The organism is Kitasatospora sp. NPDC032150, assembly GCF_055579945.1.
In genome coordinates, this window is the sequence record NZ_JBVIMH010000026.1 from 70,605 (window position 1) to 91,471 (window position 20,867).

Sequence of the window (20,867 nt, forward strand, 5' to 3'; positions counted from 1 at the left end):
GGACTGCGCGCGCAGATGATGCGCCGTCTGGGTTCACGGCGCCGTTGGCCGCGGCGGGCATTGGGCGCCGAGCCGATAACGGGTTCTGGCCGATCTTGAGTCCGAGTGATGGAACTGACTGTCAGTCAGTTCTGGATCATCCGTGGCGGCGGGACGGGATGCCGGTGATGACGCTCGCCGTCACCGAAGTGCCCACCGGTGCACGGCTCCTGTCACGGCCCACGTACCGCTCGTTTGCCAGTCATGTGCTCTCCTTCACCGGCAGATGGGTGGTTTGCTGCCGACGTATGGGAGATGGGGCACGGGGCCTGCGGATAACGGAAAAGTGCGCGAGATCTTCAGGATGGCGAGCGCGGGCAGCCGACCTGAATCGCTCAACCGCAGGTGGGGCGCGGTTGTTGGAGTACTGTGCTGACGGGCGCGTAGACGCCGCGGTGATCACTGCCCGGGCTCCGGACGGGGGGATCCGATCCGACCGGTTCCCAGTCCGTCCCCCGGACACCAGTAGTCTGACTTCATATCAGTTCGCGAGGCGGGGGCCTGAAGAGATTTCAGTGATCTTCCCGGCGTTGTTCGTCCCGAACGACCAGAAGGGGTGCGGTGGGATGCTGGGGGGCAGAGGGTTCGGCGATCGGCAAGACGGTGCCGGCTTCCATCCGGACTTGCAACCCCCGTTCTGGAAGCGCCACGACGCGCGCATCCGGATCGCTGCCTTCACTGCCACCATCGGCGTAGTGGCAGGCCTGCTCATAGCCGGCGTCCCGTTCGACGACCAGGCGCCGGCGCCGGCGCCGGCGCATTCGACCGCGCCCGAGCTGGTCAGCACCACCCTCACGGATCGCGACCCCAAGGCCGCACCGAACGCGCAAGCGGTCTATCAAGCCCTCGCCGAGCTGGAGAACGCGGCCCGCGGCGGTGCCGCCGAGGGCACCGTCCTCGGCCAGCACGTGGAAGCGCACAACGAGCGGCTCAACCCCGAGTACGGCGACCAGCCGGGACTCAAGCAACCCGGCTACTACTACCGGAAGACCGAGGAACTCACCGGCCGCCTGGCAGGCTTCGTGGAAGCCGATCTGGGCCCGGGGTACGAGGAGCCGGGGTGGGCGGCGGGCGACCCGCGCAGCTACTCGACCGGCAAGTGGCCGACGTGCCGACCGGGTTGGCAGTACACCGACGACGTGGTGGACCTGCTACAGGGCGTCTGGTCCGGGCTCCCCCGGCCCGCCGACGGCAGCTACTACACCGGTGGCACCGAGCACAACTGCGACGGCTCGACCACGACGCTGCCGGAGAACGGGGGCGGCCCGGCGGGAATCGTCGGGATGTCCTTCCACGAGCCCTATCCGGGCAGCGAGCTGAAGTCCTTCTCCGAGGTCCAGTGCTCCGGTTCGCCGGCCGCGCACGACCCGGGCTGGTTCGACCGGGTCATCGACTGGCGCGACAACACGCCGGAGTACCAGGCGCTGCTGGGTGATCTCTCCTACCTGGCGGACCACCTGGCCTACCTGGCCGACCACGGCGTTCCGGTCCTGCTGCGGCCGTACCACGAGATGAACGCCACGAGCTGCGCCAACGGCTTCTGGTGGGCCGACCAGCCGCCGGAGAAGTTCAAGGCGCTCTGGCAGATCATGTACAACTACCTGGTCGGCACCCGCGGACTGCACAATCTGATCTTCGTGTGGTCGCCTTCGGCCTGGGACGGCGCCAAGGGCGGCGATCCGGCGGCCTACTACCCGGGAAGCCAGTACGTGGACCTGGTCGGCGTGGACGACTACAGCACCACCCCCCGGACGCCCGGGCGGTCCGCCTGGACGTCCCAGTGGTACGACGGCCTGGCCTCCTACCGGAAGCCGCGCATGCTGGCCGAGTCGTTCTACGTCCCGGTCAACCAGGCCCAGAAGGACACCCTCGGCCGGACACCGTGGGTGGTCTGGTCGGTCTGGGGGCAGGCGATCACCGCGGACAACGCCACCGAACCGAGTCGGCGCAACAGTCAGGACGACCTGACGGCGAGCTTCCGCGCGCCACTCGCCATCACGGGTGGCGGCAGGGCGCAGGGCTCGACCTTCGACTGGCGGAAACTGCACCGGCAGTGACGGTCGGGTGTTCCGGGCGCCGGGCGCCGGGCGAACGACTTCGCCACAATCGGATGCCGGGCGATCTGTGGAGTGGCGGACCGTCACGTCACTTTGTAATGTTGCTACTTGGCCTCATCTGACCATAGGCATATTGACGCGAACTCCTAGAGGTGAGTGCGATCATCGGGGGAAACCAGAACAATTCCGGCATCGGGTCGCACGACTCCGCCGAGGTGCCCAAGCTTTACCGGGTCGCGGCCCAGGTTGCGCTCGGATGGGCCGCCCTACTGCTGGTGCGGGCGCTCTGGAACTGCTTCGCCGATGTGGGCATCGGCAACTTCCTTCTCGGAATCGTGTACTACGGCTCGACCGACAAGACCGGCCAGGCCGAGACGTCCAGCCTCAGCTATGCCGTCTTCTACGGAGTCGGCGCGTTCTTCATCCTGCGCGGGAGCCACTGGGCGCGCGGTCTCGTCTGCGGTGTCGCCCTGGTCGAGGGGTACAACCGGCTGCGCAGCCTCACCGGGGCGCTGTTCGACCACGCTCAGCGCGGTTGGTTCACCAGCAGTACCCAGGGCGAACTGCTGCTGGCCACCTTCGTCCTCGGTGTGATCGTCAGCGTCGGGCTGGTCCTGATGCTGACCCGCCGGGTCGGCGCCCATGTGCCCTGGCAACCGCCGGTCAACGCCTGGACGGCCGCCGCCCTTCAGGCCCAACAGGCTCTGGCCGCCCAGCAGTCCGCCTACGGGCCCGGTCCGTTCCCGCAGCAGCAGGTGGGGCAGCCCTTCGTCGCCCCGGGGCCGATGAACCCGTACCAGCAGCCGGCGATGCACCAGCAGGCGCAGCCGCCGATGCAGCAGCCCCTCGGGCAGCCGCAGCCGCAGCCGCAGCCGGTCGCCGGGCCGGCCGCGCCCGAGGGGTTCGGACAACAGGCCCCGGCGCATCCGGGCACGGCGGCACCGGCCCAGCCCGCGCCGGGGGAGTCGCAGCAGCGGGGCTGACGGGCCGACGGCCACAGTCGCAGGAGCAGGGCCCCGAGGCGGTCCGGCCACCGGTCGGACCGCCTCGGACCGTTCGGAGGAAGGCAGTACTACCGTATGACCAGGGCAACCGACAAGCTGGCCCACCGGATCTCCCAGTGGCGCCCCGGCCTGACGCCGTTCGCCCTGCCGTTCCTGGCCCTGCTCGGGTTCGGCCTGTGGACCTATCGGCCGAACCACACTCCACTGGGCTGGATTCTCACCATCATGTGGTCGGTCCCGGCCGTGGGCGTCCTGGTGGGCCTCCAGGGCGCACTGCTGATCCGGCGCCGGATCCGGCGCCGGCACGAGATGACCCCCGCCGCGGAGGTGTCCGACGATCTCCTGATCGTGCTGGTGCCGACCATCGGCCGGCACGACACCTACCCGGCCCTGGAGCGATCCGTCCAGTCGTACGTCGCCCATCTCCCGGTGTACTTCTCCCAGCTCCGAGTCGACGTCCTCACAGAGGAGGGCTGCGAGGCCGCCGAGCGGATCGACACCCTCGGCGCCACGGATCCGCGGATCAGGATCGTCACGGTGCCGAAGGCCTACCGGCCGCCCAACGGCACCCGGTTCAAGGCCCGGGCCAACCACTACGCGCACGAGTTGCGGATCGCCGAGGGTGAGGCCCGGGACGAGGTGTGGGTCCTGCACATGGACGACGACACGGGCGTCGGACCGGACACCGCCGAGACGCTCGCGCAGTTCATCAACCGCCAGCGCCGATCCAGCCCCGACGAGGCCAAGCACATGGCGCAGGGCATTCTCACCTACCCGCGCGAACTCGCCGTCAACCGCTTCACCTGGCTGGCCGACGCGGTCCGGCCGGCCGACGACATCGCCCGGTTCCGGGCGCTCACCGGCACCGGAACGCCCATCGCCGGCGTGCACGGCGAGCTGCTCCTGCTCCGGGCCTCCATCGAGGCGACCATCGGCTGGGACTTCGGCCCGAAGGCCATCGTCGAGGACGCCCAACTCGCGCTCACGTTCTGCCGCCGCTATCCGGGCCGCAGCGACTGGTTCAACGGCCGCTGCTACGGGGCTTCGCCGGCGGGCGTCCGGGACTTCGTCAAGCAGCGGGAGCGCTGGTCGTGGGGGCTCGTGGCGCTGTGCTTCAACCGGAGCATCCCACTGCGGCACCGCTGGTTCCTGGCCCTGTGCGTCTCCACCTGGATCATCGGCCCGCTTCAGCACATCGCCATGGTGCTCGCCTTCGCCTGGCTGAGCGGCTCGCTGAACACCTCGCCGGTCGCACAGTCCGTGGTGCTGCTCTGGGCGCTGAACTTCGGGTACGTCATCTGGATGTACTGGGAGGGGCTCCGGCTGAACGGGCTGGTCTCGGCGGGCGGTCGGCGCCGCTGGTGGGAGCCGATCGCCGTGGTCGCGCTCATACCGGTCTTCTCGGTGCTGGAAGGCATCGGCGGGTTCCGCGGCTTCCTGAAGTTCGTCCGGGGCGAGGAGAACAAGTTCGTGGTGATCGCGAAGCCCGCCTGAGCCGCTGCGGGCCCCGTGTGGCGCCAGCGACCCGACCTACTCAGACCTCACAGGAACCCGACGCCATGACCCGATCCCGTCGCCCCTGGCTCGCCGTCCTCCCGGTCACCGTGGTGACCGCCGTCGCCGCCGTACCGCTCGCCCTGGGAAGCCAACCGCTGCACTGGGCGCCCGGCTCGGCCGTGCCGAGGCTCTCGACGGGTGCCACCCCCTCCCCGGTGCCGAGCCCCGTCAAGGAGTTCGCCGACCCGGTGATCAATGCCGCGGACCCGGTGACCGCCGCGCCGTCGGCCGACGTGCCGACCGTGGCCCACCCGTGGGAGCCCGGGATGCCTCAGTGGGGTGCCCAGGTGTACTGGGAGGACATGCCGTCCGACGGTGAATCCGAGATTCGCGGGAAGGCCCAGCGCATCGCCGACTACCTGGTGGGTCTGGGCGCCAATTCCGTCGCGCTCTCCTTCCCCGTCTACACCGACGGCATCGACGCGAACAGCCTGCACACGGGCCAGAAGACCCCCTCCCCGGCCAGGCTCAAGCCGGCACTGGACACCTTCCACAAGGCCGGCCTGCGGATCACCCTGCGACCGATCATCGACGAGCGCAGCCTGCTCCCCCAGTGGCGGGGCGCGCTCGCCCCCGCGGACAGGGATCAGTGGTTCGCCTCGTACGGCAGTCTGCTGGCCCAGTACACGGACGTCGCCAGGAGCTCGTCAGTCACCACCGTGGTGGCCGGCACCGAACTCGTCTCGCTGGAGGGCGATCCGCACTGGTCCGCGCTGGTCTCCGACCTGCGCAAGCACTTCCCCGGCGAGCTGGTGTACGACACCAACTGGGACAACTACGTGGCGCACGACGTCGACGTGCCGGTGGACCAGGTCCAGGTGGACGCCTACTTCCCCGTCGACGCACCGGACAGCGCGGGTGTGGAGCAGATCACGGCCGCCTGGAACCAGTGGCTCGACCGCAAGCACTCCGGCGACTTCTCCGCCACCCTGCTCTCCGAGGCCGGCATCGGCGCGGAGAACGGCGCCTATCGGAGCCCCGGCGACTTCTACCGGTACGGGCGGGTCAACCCGCAGGTGCAGGCGACCTGGTACACCGCCGTGTGCCAGGTCGTCCGGCAGCGCAGGTTCGGTGGGGTCTACTGGTGGTCCGTCAACTTCCACACCAACCCGTCGATACCACCGGCCGACGACCACTCCCGGCTGGACTTCGCGGGGCGCTCGCAGACCGAACAGGCCGTCAAGTCGTGTTTCTCGCAGTCGTACCAGCTGCCCGTCGACAGTCAGGACGGAAGCTCCGGCGCCGGCCATGAGACCGGCTCCGGCAGCAACCGCCCCGTCAGGCCGCCGAAGCGCTGACCGGCCCTCGACCACCAGCCCGGCGGTTCTGCCTACCTGGTGGTGGCCGGGGCCGTCAGGCGCAACTGTTGCTCGAGCCACGGCGCGATCAGGGCCTGGCCGTCAGTCGTCAGCCGGGTGCCGTCCACGGTCGCGTAGAACCGGCGGCCCCGGGGCGTGCCCTGGCGGCAGGCATCCACCGGGCAGAGCTCGGCGTTGAGGTCGACCATTCTGACCCTGCCCCGATGGGTGTCGGCGAACTCCTTGACCCGCTGGTTGTAGCAGGCGGCGCCGATCGGGTCGGCCGCGCTGTTGTCGAGCCGCTCGTTCATCACGAACACGGTGGCCTTCGGCACCACCGACTCGATCACCTGGAGGGCGTCGGCGAGCCGCGCGAGGTACAGCTGACGGTAGGCCGGGTCGCACGCGGTCTGCTTCCGGCCCGCCACCGTACGGTCCGCTGCGTCCCTTCCGAGGTGCAACAGCACGGCGTCGGGCTCGTTGGCGGCGAGGCTCGTCCGCCACTGCTGGCGCCAGCCGTCGCATCCGGGGTGGCCGTCCGCGTCCGCCAGTACCCCGCAGCCGGCGAGGGGGCCGACGACCCCGCTCGCGCCGTTCAACGACCCACCGGGCCGGTTGAGCGCGGTGGCGAAGTCACCGGCCAACCCGTCCCCCAGGCCGAGGACCAGTGCGGGGCCGTTCGGACGGAGCAGCTGAGCGGCCCGGGCGGGCAGCCAGTACGAGCCGCCGGCGACCGCGAGGCATCCGGTGAGCACCAGAGGCAGGGCCCGCGCCGCGTTCCAGGGCCTGACGGCGGCCCGCCGGGTCGGGTAGTGCACGCAGATCGCCACGAGCCAGCTGAGGCCGAGGCCCGCGAGCAGCACTCCGTACCAGGTGATCTGCGGCCAGCCGCGGCGCAGCAGCCAGAACAGCAGCGGCCCGACGAGCAGCACCGCGTACCCGATCCGGCCGAACTCGACCAGCAGGGGGCGGCCGAGCAGCCCGCACAGCGGGCCGCGGCCGAGTGCCGTCACCAGGGTGAGCAGGGCGAGCAGCAGCGCGGTGGCACCCTCTACCAGCAGCGCGGCGGTCGGCGCCGGGACCAGGTGCGCCAGCCTCGACTCGGCGCCGGTACCCGATCTGACGCCGACCGCTGCCAGCCCGACCGAGAGCACGGCCCCGGCAAGCGTCCAGCCGATGGCCGCGCGGGCACCGCCCGCACCGGCCACGGCACCTCCCGCACCACGACGTTGGATCACGATCACGGCGCAGCACGCGGCGACTCCGCCCAGCGCAAGGTCGAGCATCCGCTCGGCGCCGGCGAAGAACGCCTCGTGCGAGGCGAGCCCCCGCCAGGCCGCCGCGGGCAGCGCGAACGGCAGGGCGACCAGGGCTGCGGCCGCCGAGAGGAGGAGCGCGCCGAGCACCCGCAGCGATCCGCGCAGCAGGAACAGCAGGACGGTCAGCAGCAGCGGCCAGACCAGCGCGATCTGACCGACGACGCTGAGCGGCCAGACCGCCCCGAAGGGCTCGGGAACCCACGAGCCGTCGTAGGCCGACTTCGGCAGGATCCCGTCGGCATGGAACTGGGCCCAGTCCGCGCACTGCAGAAAGACCGCCGGCACGAACGTGCGGAACACCTTGGCGATCGGCAGCCCGCCGACGAGCCCGACTGCGCCCAGTGCCGCCCCGAGGCACAGCAGCAGTACGAGGGTCTGCTGCTTCAGCAGGCGCTGCCAGCGCGGCAGCAGGCCCGGACGCCCGGACGCCAACTGCTCCCGCAGTACCGAGAACGTGACCAGGAACCCGGACGCGACGATGATCGCGTCAACGGCGGGGACGGACCTCGCGCCCGGCATCCCGTCCGCCTCGGCCAGCACCCCCAGTACGGCAAGGCCTTGCAGACCGAGCACGGACGGTGTCCGGAGTGCGGCCGCCGGGGTGTTCGCCGCCGGTTCGGCCCCGGCGGCCGAAGCGCCGTCGAGGGCATCGGCCGGCTCGCCCCCGGCACCCGCAGCACTGGCGGGCACACCCTGGAGGACAGCGGTCCGGCCTCCGCCACCGGACCGCGCCCGCGGCACGACTGCCGCCGCCCCCTCCAACTCCGATTCCGTTGAACCTGGCCTGACCGTCCTGAACTCAGCCATCGATGCCCGCCGTTCGCCCCTGGTTGCTCCGCCGCTCCCCCCGCGCAAACTCAGCTTCCGTGACAGCGCGGACCGTTGGCGGGCTCGTCGCGTTCGCCCACCAACAAGCCAACCTTTATATCAAACGGACATCCGGCCCTCCGCGACGCACTTCCGTCCTGACAGGCGCAGTTGACAAGCCGTCATTCCAAGGCCCTCCCGGCTGCCCCGGGATGATCCGGTGCCATGCCCCGTCTGCGGGAGGCCAACGAGGCAGGTCCGCGGCCGCTGGTAGACCGGCGCGCCTGCGGGTGAGGCCCACGGCCACCTCGGGGCGATCCGTACGACGAGCACCCAGCGGCGGTGCTCAGCCGGCAACCCACTCTTCCGAGCGCTGTGCCGAAGCTCGCCCCAACGGGGACCAACGTCTCCCCGGCGCACCTCGTCCAGCTGCAACCGACCCCGCGGGCGAGCCCGTTCCAGTGGCCCGGCTGCCGCCGCCAGGCAGTCGGATGACCTTTCCCGCGCGATCGCCGCAGGATCGCGAGAGCCCCCCGGGGGTCGACGGCTGTGCCACGGGGTGGCAGGTGTCCGTGAGGTAGGCGTGGCGACACCCCGACATCCGGCGCGTAGACAAAATCGAACAAGCTTGAATGCGGGATGTCATCAACCATGCAAAAAAATATCGCTCGGTGCTGATGAGCGAGCAATTCGCGCCTGCCTGGTCGGAAATTCTGTCGCTGCGACTACAGTGCGATTCCCTGAGCCGGCATTCGGGGAGTCGGCGGCAACTGTCCATGAGAACACGGTCGATTGCGGAGACATGTCAGAAAGCGGTATATCGTCGCGACGGAATTCAGGTCCCCGTGCGGGCGAGGTCGGCTCCGTGCTGGCACTGCCGCTGCCCGCGGCATTTCGGTCGGGCAGGGCAGGGCTGGATTTCGCCAGGATGCTGACGGGAGTCCTGCACGGTCGGCTCTCCGGAACTCTCCTCGTGAGCGGGGATCCGGGCGGCCGCTTTCACCTCGGGGACGGCGCCATCGTCGAGGTCACCTCACCCGGTTCGCCGGGGATCGAGACCCTTCTCCTGCGCTCGGGTCGTGTCAGCGAGGCTGACTGGGCTTCGGTGGTCCAGTCGGGGGCCGCCGGGGGGCGTGTCGGCGCCGAACTGGTCGCCCGGGAACTGGTCGGCTCCGCGGAACTGCAGCTGATCTGCGTGATGGCGGCGCTGGACGGGGCCCTGGCGATGGGAATGGGCCGGATCGATCGAGTCGCGCTCGACCGCGAATCGCCGACTTCCTGCTTCGCCCCGCCGGAGGGAATCGAGCCGGAATGGCTGATCCATGAAACCGAGCGGCGGATCAGGGCCCTGGGCGGACAGTCGATTTCCCCGTTTCGTGACCGCTTGACCCGGACCGACGCCGGTACCCGGCTGTTGGACGGCGGAGCCACCGGTGAACGGCGGGAGATCCTGCAAAGGGCCAATGGCAGACGCAGTTCCCGGGATATCGCCTTCCTGCTCGGGCGAGGCCTCTATGCCGTCACGGTCGAAGCCTCGCGACTGCTGCACGAAGGGCTGGTCAAGGTCGTGCCCTCGACCCTGGGGGAGACCGATGAGTCGTCTCCTGCTCCGGTGGGCGGCCGGAACCCGGAGCCGGCCGGGCCGGCGGGCCGTGCGGAGGATGCGGCTCGGCTGCCTCGTCGTCGGCCGGGCGCGAGCGGGATCACCGATGTCCTTCCACTGCGTCCCGTGGCCAGTTCCTGGCGACCCTCATCAGCAGTCGTCGCGAAGTACCGGGGGACCGGCAGCGCGCAGTAGCAGTCGACGCGGACGTGCCCGACACGCGCCGGGTGGATGAACGGACTGAGGCGACGCGGCTCGCGTCGGTACCAAGCAACGAATCAACGGGAGAACCGTGACTGACAGGCATGACCAGCTGGCCGCAGAGGTGCGGGTGCTTCGGGATCGGGTCGTCGGTGTCACCGACGTCGTGGTGGCGTCCGTCGACGGACTGCTGATCACAGCCGAGACCGGCGAGACCGCGGGAGCCGAGAGCCTGGCTGCCCTCACCGCGGCCTCCTTCAGCATCGCAGGCCGCGCCGGCAGCATGACCAGCAAGGGTCGGCTCCACCACACGGTGTCGCAGTTCACCGACGGCTACCTGGTCGCCCGGGCGGTCGGCGAGATGGCACTGATCGGGGTGCTCGGCGACGCCGGCATGGATGTGCAGCGGCTTCATGCCGAGGCGCAGGAGTCCGCGGAGCGGATCAGCATCCTGCTTACCGCGGCAAGCAGTAAAGGCGAGGTCAACTGACCTTATCAGTAACTGAGTTACTGACTACGAGGTCGACATCGGTCCACTTCCAGGACAACACGGAGAAGGAGCACAATTGAGCGGGTCAGAGGTCCGAGGGGCCCAGAGCATGAGCGAGAGGGTCGCGAGTCTGGTGAAGGCCTTGCGCGTCGAGGTTCCGGACTGCGTCGCCGCGGGGGTCATCGACATGTCCACCGGCATGCTGCTGTCGGTGGAGACCGTCGACTCGCACCCGCCGGAGGTCCTCGACATGCTGGCGGCAGCCACTCTCGACCTGTTCCAGGGCCGTAATGTGGTGATGATCGAAGGCATCTTCAAGGAGCGGCGCGGGGTCGTCAGTGACCGGCACTACTTCCAGGAGATCCTGGTCAACAGCGACAACCTGACGCACCTCTTCCTGCGGATCAACAGCACCGACGAGATCGTCGCCGTGGTCGTCTGCCGCAAGACGGTGAACGTAGGCATGCTGTTCGCCCAGGCCCGGAGGGTGCTGAAGGACCACGGCCGGCTGTGACCGTCGCCGCACGGCCCGCTCGGCGGTGGCAGGTGGCGGATGCTGCCGGCCGCCGCCGGGTCGTAGGAGGGTGCGGCAGCGTCACCACGAACAGCATCACCGTCAGCCGATGCCCGCGTACGAGTGCTTTCCGGTGACGAAGATGTTGATTCCGTAGTAGTTGAAGAGCATGCAGGCGAACGCGACCACGCCCACATAGGCGGCCTTTCGTCCGCGCCAGCCCGCGGTCGACCGGGCGTGCAGGTAGGCGGCGTAGGCGACCCAGGTCACGAACGACCAGGTCTCCTTGGGGTCCCACTCCCAGTACTTGCCCCATGCGGCTTCGGCCCAGATGGCGCCGGCGATGACGGTGAACGTGTAGAGCGGGAAGACCATCGCGGTCATGCGGTAGGAGAACCGGTCCAGCGTGGCCGCCGCGGGAAGCCGGTCCCAGACGGAGGCCGGGGTGCCGAAGGGGCCGGTGCTCTCGCCCAGGGAGCATCGCTTCTCGTAGGTGTCCTTGCCGAGGTAGAGCAGGGTCGCGGTGGTGGCGGTGTAGAAGGCGCCCACGCAGAGCGTGGCGGCGGTGACGTGGATTCCCAGCCAGTAGGAGTGGAGGGCCGGGACGAGCTGCTCCGCCGCGGTGTAGAGCACGGTCACCGCGACGCCGAGGGTGAGCACGACGCCGAGGGTGACTGGCAGTCCCAGCCAGCGCACCCGCACCTTGGCCGCCAGCAGGCCCAGGTAGACGAGTACGGTGGCGAGCGCGAAGGCGCAGGAGAACTCGTACATGTTGCCCCAGGGCCAGCGCATCACCGACAGCCCACGGGTTGCCACTCCACCGATGTGCAGCAGCACGCCGAGGGTGGTCAGCGAGACCGCGATCCGGCCCGCCAGGTCCGCCCGCGGGCTGTCACCGGCCGCCCCCTGCCCGTCGACCTGCTCGACCCCGCCCCGAGCCGAGGTCACGACGCCCGCGCCCTCGCCCGCCAGCACGGTACGCGTGACCGTCGTGGAACCGCCGTCCCCCGATGCCACGGTGACCACGGCCTTCTTGGCCACCCGGCGCGGAGCGGCCGCCGCCACCGTCTCGGCCAGACTCGTCTGCTCGGCCGAGCGCCTCGCGACGGCCCCCCTGCTGCCGAACGTCCACTCGAAGAGGTGGGCGAACATCGCGAGGAGGTAGACCGCTGTGGCCGCGATGATGAGTTTGATGGACATACCAGCCAGTTGAGGATCAATGGCCGAGGCGAGCTTCACCAAGAACTCCTTTGGAGTCAGTTTCGATGAGGCGGACCTACCAACTGTAAGGCGGGCGGATCACCGCACCGGCTGCGGGGCCGAGTCGACGCCTACCGGGCTCTCGGGCCCGACCGATGAGCGATAATCGTTGCCTGGTAGGCCTCCTGACGGTCAGTCTGTTAGCCCGGTAGTTCGGTGGGGTTCGGTCGGTGCGTCGGTACGGCGTGGCGTCCCGTCAAGTGTTCGAAGAACGACGACGGGAAGCGCGGCGCGGTGAACGGCCGGTGCTCGATCCGTTCGTGGGCCAGGTCCGTGATGGGGTGGTCGGCGCACGGCGCACGGCGCACGGCGCACGGCGCACGGCGCGCGGCGGACGTAGGAGACCGTTCTGGATCTCTACAGGGCTTGTCGGCTACCGGCAGCCGCTCCCCGGGCCGAAGCCGGTGGCTCGCCCTGCGTCGCCACGGACCGTGACCGGTCCGGTCACGGTCCGGTGGTTCCGTCGATGTGCTCGCGGAGGAGGTCGGCGTGGCCGTTGTGCCGCGCGTACTCCTCGATCATGTGGGCGAGGATGTAGCGGAGGGAGAAGACGTCGTCCCGGTACTGCCCGGTGACGTCGAGGGACTCGGCCGCATCCACGATGCCGCGGGATCGGGCGCACTCCTCGTGCCAGATCTCGAACGCCTCGGCCGGGTCCGCGGTGCCGACGTCGAAGGCGCCGCCGTCGCTTCGGGGCCAGTGAGCACTGCTGCCCTCGCCGTTCAACACGTTCCGGAACCAGGTCCGCTCGACGTCAGCCATGTGCCGGACGAGGCCGAGCAGGGACAAGCCCGAGGGCGGCACGGCCCTTTCCCTGAGCTGCTCGGCGGTGAGCCCCGCACATGCCAGCGCCAGCGTGTCACGCTGGCGCTGGAGGAAGCCGGTCAGCGTGGCGCGCTCATCGGCCGCCCGCGGAGGTCCGAACCCCTTCTGGTCGTCCATCGGACCATCATGACAGCGAGGGGTGCGAGGCAGTCGGATCTCCGCGGTTGACCTGCGCCGCCGACGACCGGCTTCCGTTCGGAGGTTCGGTTCGAGCCTTTGGAGTGCTGAGGCTTGAAGGGCGTCGAAGCTTCGAGCCGGCGTCTCTCCGGTGGGTGGCGGGCGGGAGCGTGGGGCATTGACGCCCAAAAGTGTGAGTGATTGAATACTCACATGACAAGAGATCAGGCCCGCCGATTGTCCACCGCCGAGGAGCGTCGCGAGACGGTGTTGCGTACCGCCATCGGCGCCTTCGCGGCCCGCGGTTACTGGGGCACCACCACGACCGAGGTGGCCAAGGCGGCCGGCATCTCGCAGGCGTACGTCTACCGGCTCTTCCCCAACAAGGAGTCGCTGTTCGTCGCCGTGGTCGACCATTGCTTCGTCCGGGTGCGGGCCAGTATGGAGCGTGCCGCCGCCGAGGCGTCGGGCAGCTCGTCGGAGGTGGTGCTGGGGGCGATGGGTGATGCGTACGCCCAGCTGATCAGTGACAACGACCTCCTGCTGATCCAGCTGCACGCCCAGGCCGCAGCCTTCTCCGAGCCCGCCGTGCGCGACGCGGTCCGTCGCGGGTACGCCCGGTTGGTGGAGTACGTGCGCGGTGCCTCCGGCGGCACCGAGGGGGAGGTCCAGCAATTCTTCGCCACCGGCATGCTGTGCCACCTCATCGTCTCCATGCAGGCGGACGATGTGGACGCGCCCTGGGTGCGGACCCTGTCGGCGGGCATCACTCACTACTGAGCCGCATCACGCCGTCTCCGCGGGGGCGGATTGTCGCCGGGCGGGCGGGTCGTTTTTGCGGGCCTCTTAGTGAGTGGTCAACCACACATAATTTCCCTTCCGTCACGCGTGGCGGCGACCGCTGCCCACTGATCCCGATTCCGCCAGGCCGGCTCCGCGCCGACCAACCGAGAGGACGCACCACCGTGTTCACCATCGACGAGTCCGCTCCCGTCATCGTCCGCCTGTCCACCGTGATCGACGCCCCGCTGGAGCGGGTGTGGGCCGCGCACACCGACATCGACTCCTGGGCCGACTGGAACGCCGACGTCGACCAGGCGAAGGTCGACGGCCCGCTGATGCCCGGCACCTCCTTCAGCTGGAAGACCCACGGCCTCGACATCACCTCCACCATCCGCGAGGTCGTCCCCGGCGAGCGGCTGGTGTGGGGCGGCCCCGCGGGCGGCGTCGAAGGCATCCACGTGTGGACCTTCGAGCAGACCGGCGACCAAGTCACCGTCCACACCGAGGAGTCCTGGAGCGGAGCACCCGTCGACGCCATGCCCGAGGACCTGGGCCTGGCCCTGCGGCACTCCCTGACCGGCTGGCTCGCCTCCCTCAAGGCCCGCGCCGAGCAGCACAGCTGACACCACCAGCCCACAGATCACCGAAGACGTCGTGAGAAGCGAGGTTCCCGCCATGACCGGCAAGCCGTACCTGACCGGCCACTACACCCCCGTGGCCGACGAGATCACCGCCACCGGCCTCACCGTCGAGGGCACCCTGCCCCCGGAGCTGACCGGCCGACTGATCCGCAACAGCCACAACCCCAAGCCCGGCGTCACCCCCACCCACTGGTTCAAGGGCAGCGGCATGGTCCACGGCATCCGCCTGCGCGACGGCCGAGCCGAGTGGTACCGCAACCGCTGGGTGCGCACCCCCGCCCTCGACGGCGCCCCCCACCTGACCGACCACGGGCCCGACCTGACCGCCAGCACCGCCGGCACCCACGTCATCGAGCACGCCGGCCGCCTGCTGGCCCTGTCCGAGGCCAACTTCCCCTTCGAGCTCACGCCCGAACTGGACACCGTCGGCGCCCACGACTTCGAGGGCAGGCTCCGCAGCGCGATGACCGCCCATCCGAAGACCGACCCGGTCACCGGGGAGCTGCACTTCTTCGGCTCCTCGCCCTTCCCGCCGTTCCTGACGTACTACGTCGCGGATGCCGACGGACGGATCACGCACAGCGCCGAGGTGCCGGGGGCCACCGCCTCCCTCAAGCACGACTTCGCCATCACCCGCCACCACGTCGTCTTCATCGAGGGAACGGTCACCTTCGACCCGGCCGAGCACTCCGGCATCCCCTACGGATGGAACGACGCGCAGCCCGCCCGGATCGGCGTCATGCCGCGCGGCCCGCAGGGCGCCGGGAAGATCCGCTGGTTCGCCATCGAGCCCGGCAACCTGCTGCACACCGCCAACGCCTACGAGGACGCCCAGGGCCGCATCGTGCTGGAAGGCCCGACCGTCGACCGCGAGGGCTTCCGCCTCTCCTGGAACTGGTGGGTCGGCGCCCCCGAACGCGGCAGCGAACCGGGCAGCCGTTCCCGCAGCCGTCGCTGGGTGATCGACCTGACAGCGGGATCGGTGAGCGAGCGGGAGATCGACGACCTCACCGTGGAGTTCCCCACCATCAACGAGGACCTGCTGGGCTCCGAGCACCGCTACCAGTACGCCATCTCCTTCCCCGACGAGAAGGGCTTCGGCGGCTACGGCATCGTCAAGTACGACCGCGTCACCGGCGCCCGCCGCATCCACCGGGTCGGCGACGCCCGCATGCCCAGCGAAGCCGTCTTCGTCCCCGCCGCCGGAGCGACCCGCGAGGACGACGGCTACCTCCTCACCGTGACCTCCGACCTCAAGCAGGACGCCTCCCAGCTCCTCGTCCTCGACGCCTCCGGCCTCGACCGGATCGCCGCCGTCCAGCTGCCCCGCCGTGTCACCGCCGGCATCCACGGCTCCTGGATCCCCGACACCGCCCTCGACCGGAACTGAACGGCCCGGCTACCTTCGTCCCAAGGAGAACGTGTCTTGAAGCGGTTGCTGTTCCCCGGTGACGCCGAGTCCTGGCACGAGACGCTCCGGTCGTTCGGCCACATCGCCCACGGTGGCGCGGACTTCGGTGAAGTGGTCTCGACCAGCCAGCGGATCGTCGAAGGCGACTACGACAGCTGGCACGATGAGTGGTCGGCCAACGGCCGACCGGGTCTCGGGCGAGGCCGCGCGGGACTTGCAGCAGGCCACCCGGTGAGTGCCCGGGACGGCTTCCTGCGGGCCTCGAACTACTACCCTCCGACACCGCGAGGGCGCGTCCACGCCGGCGTAGACGCATCGCGGAGTGCCACCGCCGCCGCGACGTCGGCCTGCGGCGCCGCGACGGCAGGGGATGTGACGCACGTCACCGGAACTCGCTCCGGGGTGCCGGACAGTCCACAGGGGTGACCACAGATATGCGAACCCGGGTACGGGCCGGGGATCCCAATGTCTTCGCGGAGCTGTTCGACCTCTACGCCCGAACCGTCTACAACCACGCCTTCCGCCTGACCGCCGACTGGTCGGTCGCGGAGGACGTCATGTCGGCGACGTTCATGGAGGCATGGCGGCTGCGCGGCAAGGTGGACCCCGAAGGAGGCTCGCTGCGGCCGTGGCTGCTGGGCATCGCCACCAATCTGGCCCGCAACCACTGCCGCAGCAACCGCCGTTACCGCGCCGCGGCCGCGGCGCTCGCCGCGGCGGGACCGTCGATGGCCCAAGTGCCGGACCACGCCGAGGAAGTGGTCGGCCAGGTGGACGACCGGCGACGGATCGCCGCCGCGCTCACCGCCATGAGCTCGCTGCGCCGCACCGAGCGCGAGGTCCTGGTCCTGTGCCTGTGGGAGGGCCTCGAGTACGCCGACGCCGCCGAGGCCCTCGGCATCCCGCTCGGTACCGTCCGCTCCCGGCTCTCCCGCGCCCGTACGAAGCTGCGCAAGCTCGCCGATGCGGAACTCGTGGCCGACAGACGGGAACCCGCCCGCCGCTCCCGACAGATACATGGCGACCGCGCGACCGCGGTCCGGTCCGCACAGGAAGGAATCCGATGAACGCCAGCCCCTCCCAGCCGCACCCGGCTGACTGGCAGGAGACCCGAGGGCTCCTGCCGGCCGTGGAGCGGGATCTGCCGGCGGGCCGCCACCAGTTCCACAGGGAGCACCTGATGGCCCAGATCCACCACGACCTCGACAACTCCGCCTCCAGCCCCGCCCCGGCCCGCACCGCCAAGCCGCGCAACCGGTTCCTTCGCCGAGGGATCCTCCTGCCGGTGGCGGCGTGCGCCCTGGCGGGCGCGGTCGCCGCCGGGGTCCTGCTGTCCGGCAACTCGGGCGGTGTCACCACCTTGGCCGCCGGCCCCGCGCTGACCACCCGGATCGGCACCGCCGATGCGCACGGAGTCACCCAGCTCCTGGACCAGATCTCGCTGGCCGCCCAGGAGACCCCCGTCCCGCAGCCGAGTGCCGGCCAGTTCGTCTACATCGAGGCGAAGACCGCCAACACCTACGTGCGGACGGACGAGGGCAAGAGCTCGGTGGTCAGCGCCCCGCTGCACACCCGCCAGACGTGGCAGTCGCTCGACGGCCACAAGGGCTGGCTGATGGAACAGGGCGCCACCGACGGCACGTCCCTGGACTCGAAGGTCGAGCCGTACCTCAACGCGCCGTCTTACAACTACCTGGCCACCCTGCCCACCGACCCCGACGTCCTGCTGAAGAAGATCTACACGGAGACCAAGGGCCACGGGCGCGGTCCGGACTTGGAGGCGTTCACCACCATCGGCGACCTGCTCAGCCAGAGCTACCCGCCCGCGAACCTCTCGGCCGCGCTCTTCAAGGCCGCCGCCAAGATCCCCGGTGTGGTCAAGGTCGACGACGCGGTCGACGCCACGGGCCGCCACGGTGTCGCGGTGGCCCGGCTGGACGAGACCAGCGGCCAGCGCACCGAGTGGATCTTCGACAGCAAGTCGTTCGCCTTCCTCGGCGAGCGCACCGTCCAGGTCGAGGGCACGTCCGGTGAGCACGGCCTGATCAAGCCCGGCGTGGTCGTCTTCACCACGGCCATCACGCAGCGCGCGATCGTCAACGGCATGAAGCAGATCCCCTCCCACACCGCTTGAACGATCCAGGCAGCGAGGAGCACTTGACCCGGGCCGCAGGTTCGAATTCTGTGGTCCCGACTTCGGCCCGGTGTCCTCAAGTCGCAGCTCGGAGGCCGTGTCCGTTCCGACGGATGCGGCCTTCCGCCGTTCTCGGGGGATCCTTGGCCCACGGCGACGCCTCGGCCGGCTGCGCGCTGCTGTAGCCGGCCGGGGCGTCTCCCGTCGGCGGGGACCCGGCCGCCGGAGCGGTCAGACCTCCCGGGGCGCCGTGGTGACGGTCGTGGTGAAGACCGGCGCGCCGTCCTGGGTGGCGCCGACCTCCACCTGGACCCGGCCCGGACCGGCGGACGGGCCGGGCTCGGCCGTCACCAGGCAGGGCCGGTCGAACTCGACGTACCGCAGGAACGTGGTGTCGAACGCGACCGACACCACGGGGTGGTCGACCACGGCCTGGGCCGCCTGGGCCGCGGCCTCCAGCAGCACCATGCCCGGCACGTGGTCGTGCGGGTGGTCGAACAGGACCCGGTGACCGACGTCCAGGCGCAGCCGCCACCGGTGCGCGGAGTCGGTCGGCGTGAGGACGACGTCCCGTTCGCTGCAGCGGCCCATCCGGGGGGCGGGGACGGGCGGACCGGGCGGCAGGGCCCGGGCGAACGCCTCCCGGGCGTCCGCGTAGCGGCCGCGCAGCCGGTCGTACACGACGGGCGGGTGGGTGCTGTAGTGCACCTCGGCCTCGCCGAGGTGCAGCCCGGCGCGGGTGGCCTCGACGTGCGAGACGAACTGGGCGGAGCCGAGCCGCCGGTGCCGCACGAGCGAGTGCCGGACCAGCAGGTCGACCTCGGACGGATCGTCGGCCACCCGGAGCGCCGCGGGGTTCACGGCCATCCGGATGCGTTCCATCCCGAGGCGGTGGCCCAGTGGGACGTGGTGCACGCCGCTGGTCAGCAGGGCCAGCGCCTGTCGCGCGGTCTCGGTGAACAGCAGCGGGCTGTAGCGCCCGTCCTCGGCGTAGAAGGCATGTGCGTGCGGCCATCGCGCGGTGACCCGCTGCGAGCCGTCCGGCAACTGCCGCCAGCCGGTGACCAGGGCCTCGGCCGGGACGGACTTGCGGACCAGGGACGGTACGTCGTGGGTGGCCGGCGGATCGACGGCGGTTCTGTCGTGGGTGACGGTCGGACTCGTTGCCATGGCGAATCTCCCCCCAGGAAGGTGAGCAGGCGAAGGCGCCCGGCTGGCGCCCGGCCTGCTGCCGTGAATAAAATAAAGAGCTTTTTTCTTTTCGTATAGATGAGCGAAGGTGAACGATGGCGCAACGGGTCGTCAAGCAGGAACGGGCCGAGCGGACGCGTGCCGCGCTGATCCGGGCGGCGGCGGAGGTGTTCGGCGAGCTGGGCTTCCAGGGCGCCAGCGTGGTGAAGATCGCCGACCGGGCGGGTGTGACGCTGGGGGCCATGTACTTCCACTTCCGGAACAAGGACGAGCTGGCGCGCGAGATCGTCTCCGCGCAGCCGGAGCTCGTGGTTCCGCCGCAGCCCTCGCAGGGCCTGCAGCGTGTGGTGGACATGACCCTCACCTGGGCGTACCAGCTCCGCGACGACCCGATGCTGCGGGCGGGGGCGCGGCTGGTGTGGGAGCAGGAGCAGTTCCTCCCGCCGGAGGAGAACTCCCACCAGCAGTGGACCCGGATCATCGTCGACGAGCTCCGCACGGCCAAGAGCCGGCGCGAGCTGCGGGCCGGGACGGACGCCGAAGCGCTCGCCCGGGTGTTGGTCAACTCCTGTACCGGTGCCCAGATGCACTCCGCCATCGAAACCGGTCACCGGGACCTGCCGCAGCGGATCGAGGAGATCTGGCGCTGCCTGCTGCCGGGCATCGCCACGCCGAGCGCGACCAAGCGGATCGAGCTGGGCGAGGCTCGTGTGAAGGTATTGTGAAACTATCGGTGCGATGGAAAGATCCCCGTGCTTCGCCCATATGACGGAGCGTCAGTGACTGGGCTGGTCGAGAGGGGAATTTCCGATGAGACGCCGCCTGGGACTACTGCACGACAAGACGGTCATGATCACCGGAGCTTCGAGCGGGATCGGCGCGGCGGCCGCCCGGTTGTTCGCCGACGAGGGGGCGGCGGTGGTGCTGATGGCCCGCCGCGAGGAGTACCTGCGCAAACTCGCCGACGAGATACGGGCCGAGGGCGGCCGGGCCGTGGTGGCGGCGGGGGACGTCACCGCACCGGCGGACGTCGAGCGGGCCGTCGACGCCGGTGTGGCGGCCTACGGCCGGCTGGATGCGGCGTTCAACAATGCCGGCTGGGGCGCGATCGGGGTCGAGCTGCACGCGACGGACCACGCCGTCTTCGACCGGATCATGGACGTCAACGTCCGCGGCGTGTGGAACTGCCTGAAGCACCAGCTGCCGGTGATGCTGCGGCAGGGCTCCGGCGGTGCCATCGTGAACACCTCCAGCACCGCGGGGCTGTTCGCCACCGGGGCGGTCTCCCCGTACGTCGCGGCGAAGCACGCCGTCCTCGGTCTGACCCGGGCCGCCGCGTCCGAGTACGGGCAGCGGGGCATCAGGATCAACGCACTTATGGTCGGGGCGACCCGTACCGAACTGCTGGAGGAGGCCATGCGTCAGCTGCCGCAACTGGAGCAGGCCGCGGCGGCCCGGGCGATCCAGCGGCGCCTCGCGGAGCCCGGTGAGGTGGCGCGCGCCGCGGCCTGGCTGCTCAGTGATCAGGCCTCGTTCGTCACCGGTGGCGCCGTCCCGGTCGACGGCGGCTGCACCGCGATCTGACCCGAACAGGGGAGTTGTGAACATGACGTGAC

The 20,867-nt window shown here is 70.2% G+C and carries 19 protein-coding genes; 15 read left to right on the plus strand and 4 right to left on the minus strand.

What is annotated here, in order from left to right; translation table 11 throughout:
* The first annotated feature begins 734 nt into the window (after positions 1-734).
* The 4 genes from ACZ5ON_RS26395 to ACZ5ON_RS26410 all read left to right on the plus strand — a co-directional run bounded on the left by ACZ5ON_RS26395 (position 735) and on the right by ACZ5ON_RS26410 (position 5,955).
* On the plus strand, positions 735-2,096 hold the full coding sequence (locus tag ACZ5ON_RS26395) for a glycoside hydrolase family 26 protein (protein ID WP_465597572.1): 1,362 nt from the start codon (positions 735-737) through the stop codon (positions 2,094-2,096).
* 152 nt (positions 2,097-2,248) lie between these two features.
* A complete protein-coding gene (locus ACZ5ON_RS26400) occupies positions 2,249-3,079 on the plus strand; it encodes a hypothetical protein (RefSeq protein ID WP_465597575.1) in 831 nt (276 codons plus the stop codon).
* Positions 3,080-3,175: 96 nt separating this feature from the next.
* On the plus strand, positions 3,176-4,594 hold the full coding sequence (locus tag ACZ5ON_RS26405; protein ID WP_465597578.1) for a glycosyltransferase family 2 protein: 1,419 nt from the start codon (positions 3,176-3,178) through the stop codon (positions 4,592-4,594).
* A gap of 65 nt (positions 4,595-4,659) precedes the next feature.
* On the plus strand, positions 4,660-5,955 hold the full coding sequence (locus tag ACZ5ON_RS26410) for a glycoside hydrolase family 113 (RefSeq protein ID WP_465597581.1): 1,296 nt from the start codon (positions 4,660-4,662) through the stop codon (positions 5,953-5,955).
* Positions 5,956-5,987: 32 nt separating this feature from the next.
* Here the strand turns inward: ACZ5ON_RS26410 and ACZ5ON_RS26415 are convergent, their stop codons facing one another.
* Entirely contained in the window at positions 5,988-7,964 is a 1,977-nt protein-coding gene (locus tag ACZ5ON_RS26415; RefSeq protein WP_465597584.1) for a hypothetical protein, read from the minus strand.
* Positions 7,965-8,946: 982 nt separating this feature from the next.
* Between ACZ5ON_RS26415 and ACZ5ON_RS26420 the strand changes: the two genes are divergently transcribed.
* From ACZ5ON_RS26420 to ACZ5ON_RS26430, 3 genes are all read left to right on the plus strand, one after another.
* A complete protein-coding gene (locus tag ACZ5ON_RS26420; protein ID WP_465597587.1) occupies positions 8,947-9,879 on the plus strand; it encodes a MarR family transcriptional regulator in 933 nt (310 codons plus the stop codon).
* Between the two features lie 97 nt (positions 9,880-9,976).
* Positions 9,977-10,375 carry a roadblock/LC7 domain-containing protein gene (locus ACZ5ON_RS26425; protein ID WP_465597590.1) on the plus strand — a complete coding sequence of 133 codons (399 nt, stop codon included), beginning with the start codon at positions 9,977-9,979 and terminating at the stop codon, positions 10,373-10,375.
* 109 nt (positions 10,376-10,484) lie between these two features.
* A complete protein-coding gene (locus tag ACZ5ON_RS26430) occupies positions 10,485-10,889 on the plus strand; it encodes a hypothetical protein (RefSeq protein ID WP_465597593.1) in 405 nt (134 codons plus the stop codon).
* Between the two features lie 102 nt (positions 10,890-10,991).
* Here the strand turns inward: ACZ5ON_RS26430 and ccsB are convergent, their stop codons facing one another.
* The gene (gene ccsB / locus ACZ5ON_RS26435; RefSeq protein ID WP_465597596.1) at positions 10,992-12,128 is read right to left on the minus strand and encodes a c-type cytochrome biogenesis protein CcsB; all 1,137 of its coding nucleotides are present in this window, start codon (positions 12,126-12,128) and stop codon (positions 10,992-10,994) included.
* Positions 12,129-12,593: 465 nt separating this feature from the next.
* A complete protein-coding gene (locus ACZ5ON_RS26440; protein ID WP_465597599.1) occupies positions 12,594-13,091 on the minus strand; it encodes a DinB family protein in 498 nt (165 codons plus the stop codon).
* A 213-nt stretch (positions 13,092-13,304) separates the two neighbouring features.
* Here ACZ5ON_RS26440 and ACZ5ON_RS26445 point away from each other — a divergent pair, with 213 nt between their 5' ends.
* The 6 genes from ACZ5ON_RS26445 to ACZ5ON_RS26470 all read left to right on the plus strand — a co-directional run bounded on the left by ACZ5ON_RS26445 (position 13,305) and on the right by ACZ5ON_RS26470 (position 18,060).
* The gene (locus ACZ5ON_RS26445) at positions 13,305-13,871 is read left to right on the plus strand and encodes a TetR/AcrR family transcriptional regulator (protein ID WP_465597602.1); all 567 of its coding nucleotides are present in this window, start codon (positions 13,305-13,307) and stop codon (positions 13,869-13,871) included.
* 185 nt (positions 13,872-14,056) lie between these two features.
* Positions 14,057-14,497: an SRPBCC family protein gene (locus tag ACZ5ON_RS26450; protein WP_465597605.1), complete on the plus strand. Its 441-nt coding sequence runs from the start codon at positions 14,057-14,059 to the stop codon at positions 14,495-14,497.
* Positions 14,498-14,549: 52 nt separating this feature from the next.
* On the plus strand, positions 14,550-15,905 hold the full coding sequence (locus tag ACZ5ON_RS26455; protein WP_465597608.1) for a carotenoid oxygenase family protein: 1,356 nt from the start codon (positions 14,550-14,552) through the stop codon (positions 15,903-15,905).
* Positions 15,906-15,941: 36 nt separating this feature from the next.
* Positions 15,942-16,352 (plus strand): hypothetical protein, encoded by a 411-nt coding sequence (locus ACZ5ON_RS26460; RefSeq protein WP_465597611.1) that lies wholly within the window; start codon positions 15,942-15,944, stop codon positions 16,350-16,352.
* A gap of 8 nt (positions 16,353-16,360) precedes the next feature.
* Positions 16,361-16,993, plus strand: coding sequence for an RNA polymerase sigma factor (locus ACZ5ON_RS26465; protein WP_465597614.1), 633 nt, complete (start codon positions 16,361-16,363; stop codon positions 16,991-16,993).
* Positions 16,990-18,060: a CU044_5270 family protein gene (locus ACZ5ON_RS26470; RefSeq protein WP_465597617.1), complete on the plus strand. Its 1,071-nt coding sequence runs from the start codon at positions 16,990-16,992 to the stop codon at positions 18,058-18,060. Before ACZ5ON_RS26465 ends, ACZ5ON_RS26470 begins: the two co-directional genes overlap by 4 nt.
* Positions 18,061-18,291: 231 nt before the next feature.
* Here ACZ5ON_RS26470 and ACZ5ON_RS26475 read toward each other — a convergent pair whose 3' ends face one another.
* A complete protein-coding gene (locus ACZ5ON_RS26475) occupies positions 18,292-19,230 on the minus strand; it encodes a ScbA/BarX family gamma-butyrolactone biosynthesis protein (RefSeq protein WP_465597620.1) in 939 nt (312 codons plus the stop codon).
* A gap of 116 nt (positions 19,231-19,346) precedes the next feature.
* Between ACZ5ON_RS26475 and ACZ5ON_RS26480 the strand changes: the two genes are divergently transcribed.
* Positions 19,347-19,976 carry a ScbR family autoregulator-binding transcription factor gene (locus ACZ5ON_RS26480; protein ID WP_465597623.1) on the plus strand — a complete coding sequence of 210 codons (630 nt, stop codon included), beginning with the start codon at positions 19,347-19,349 and terminating at the stop codon, positions 19,974-19,976.
* 85 nt (positions 19,977-20,061) lie between these two features.
* Complete coding sequence (locus ACZ5ON_RS26485) at positions 20,062-20,835, plus strand: SDR family NAD(P)-dependent oxidoreductase (RefSeq protein WP_465597626.1); 774 nt, start codon at positions 20,062-20,064, stop codon at positions 20,833-20,835.
* Positions 20,836-20,867 lie beyond the last annotated feature (32 nt).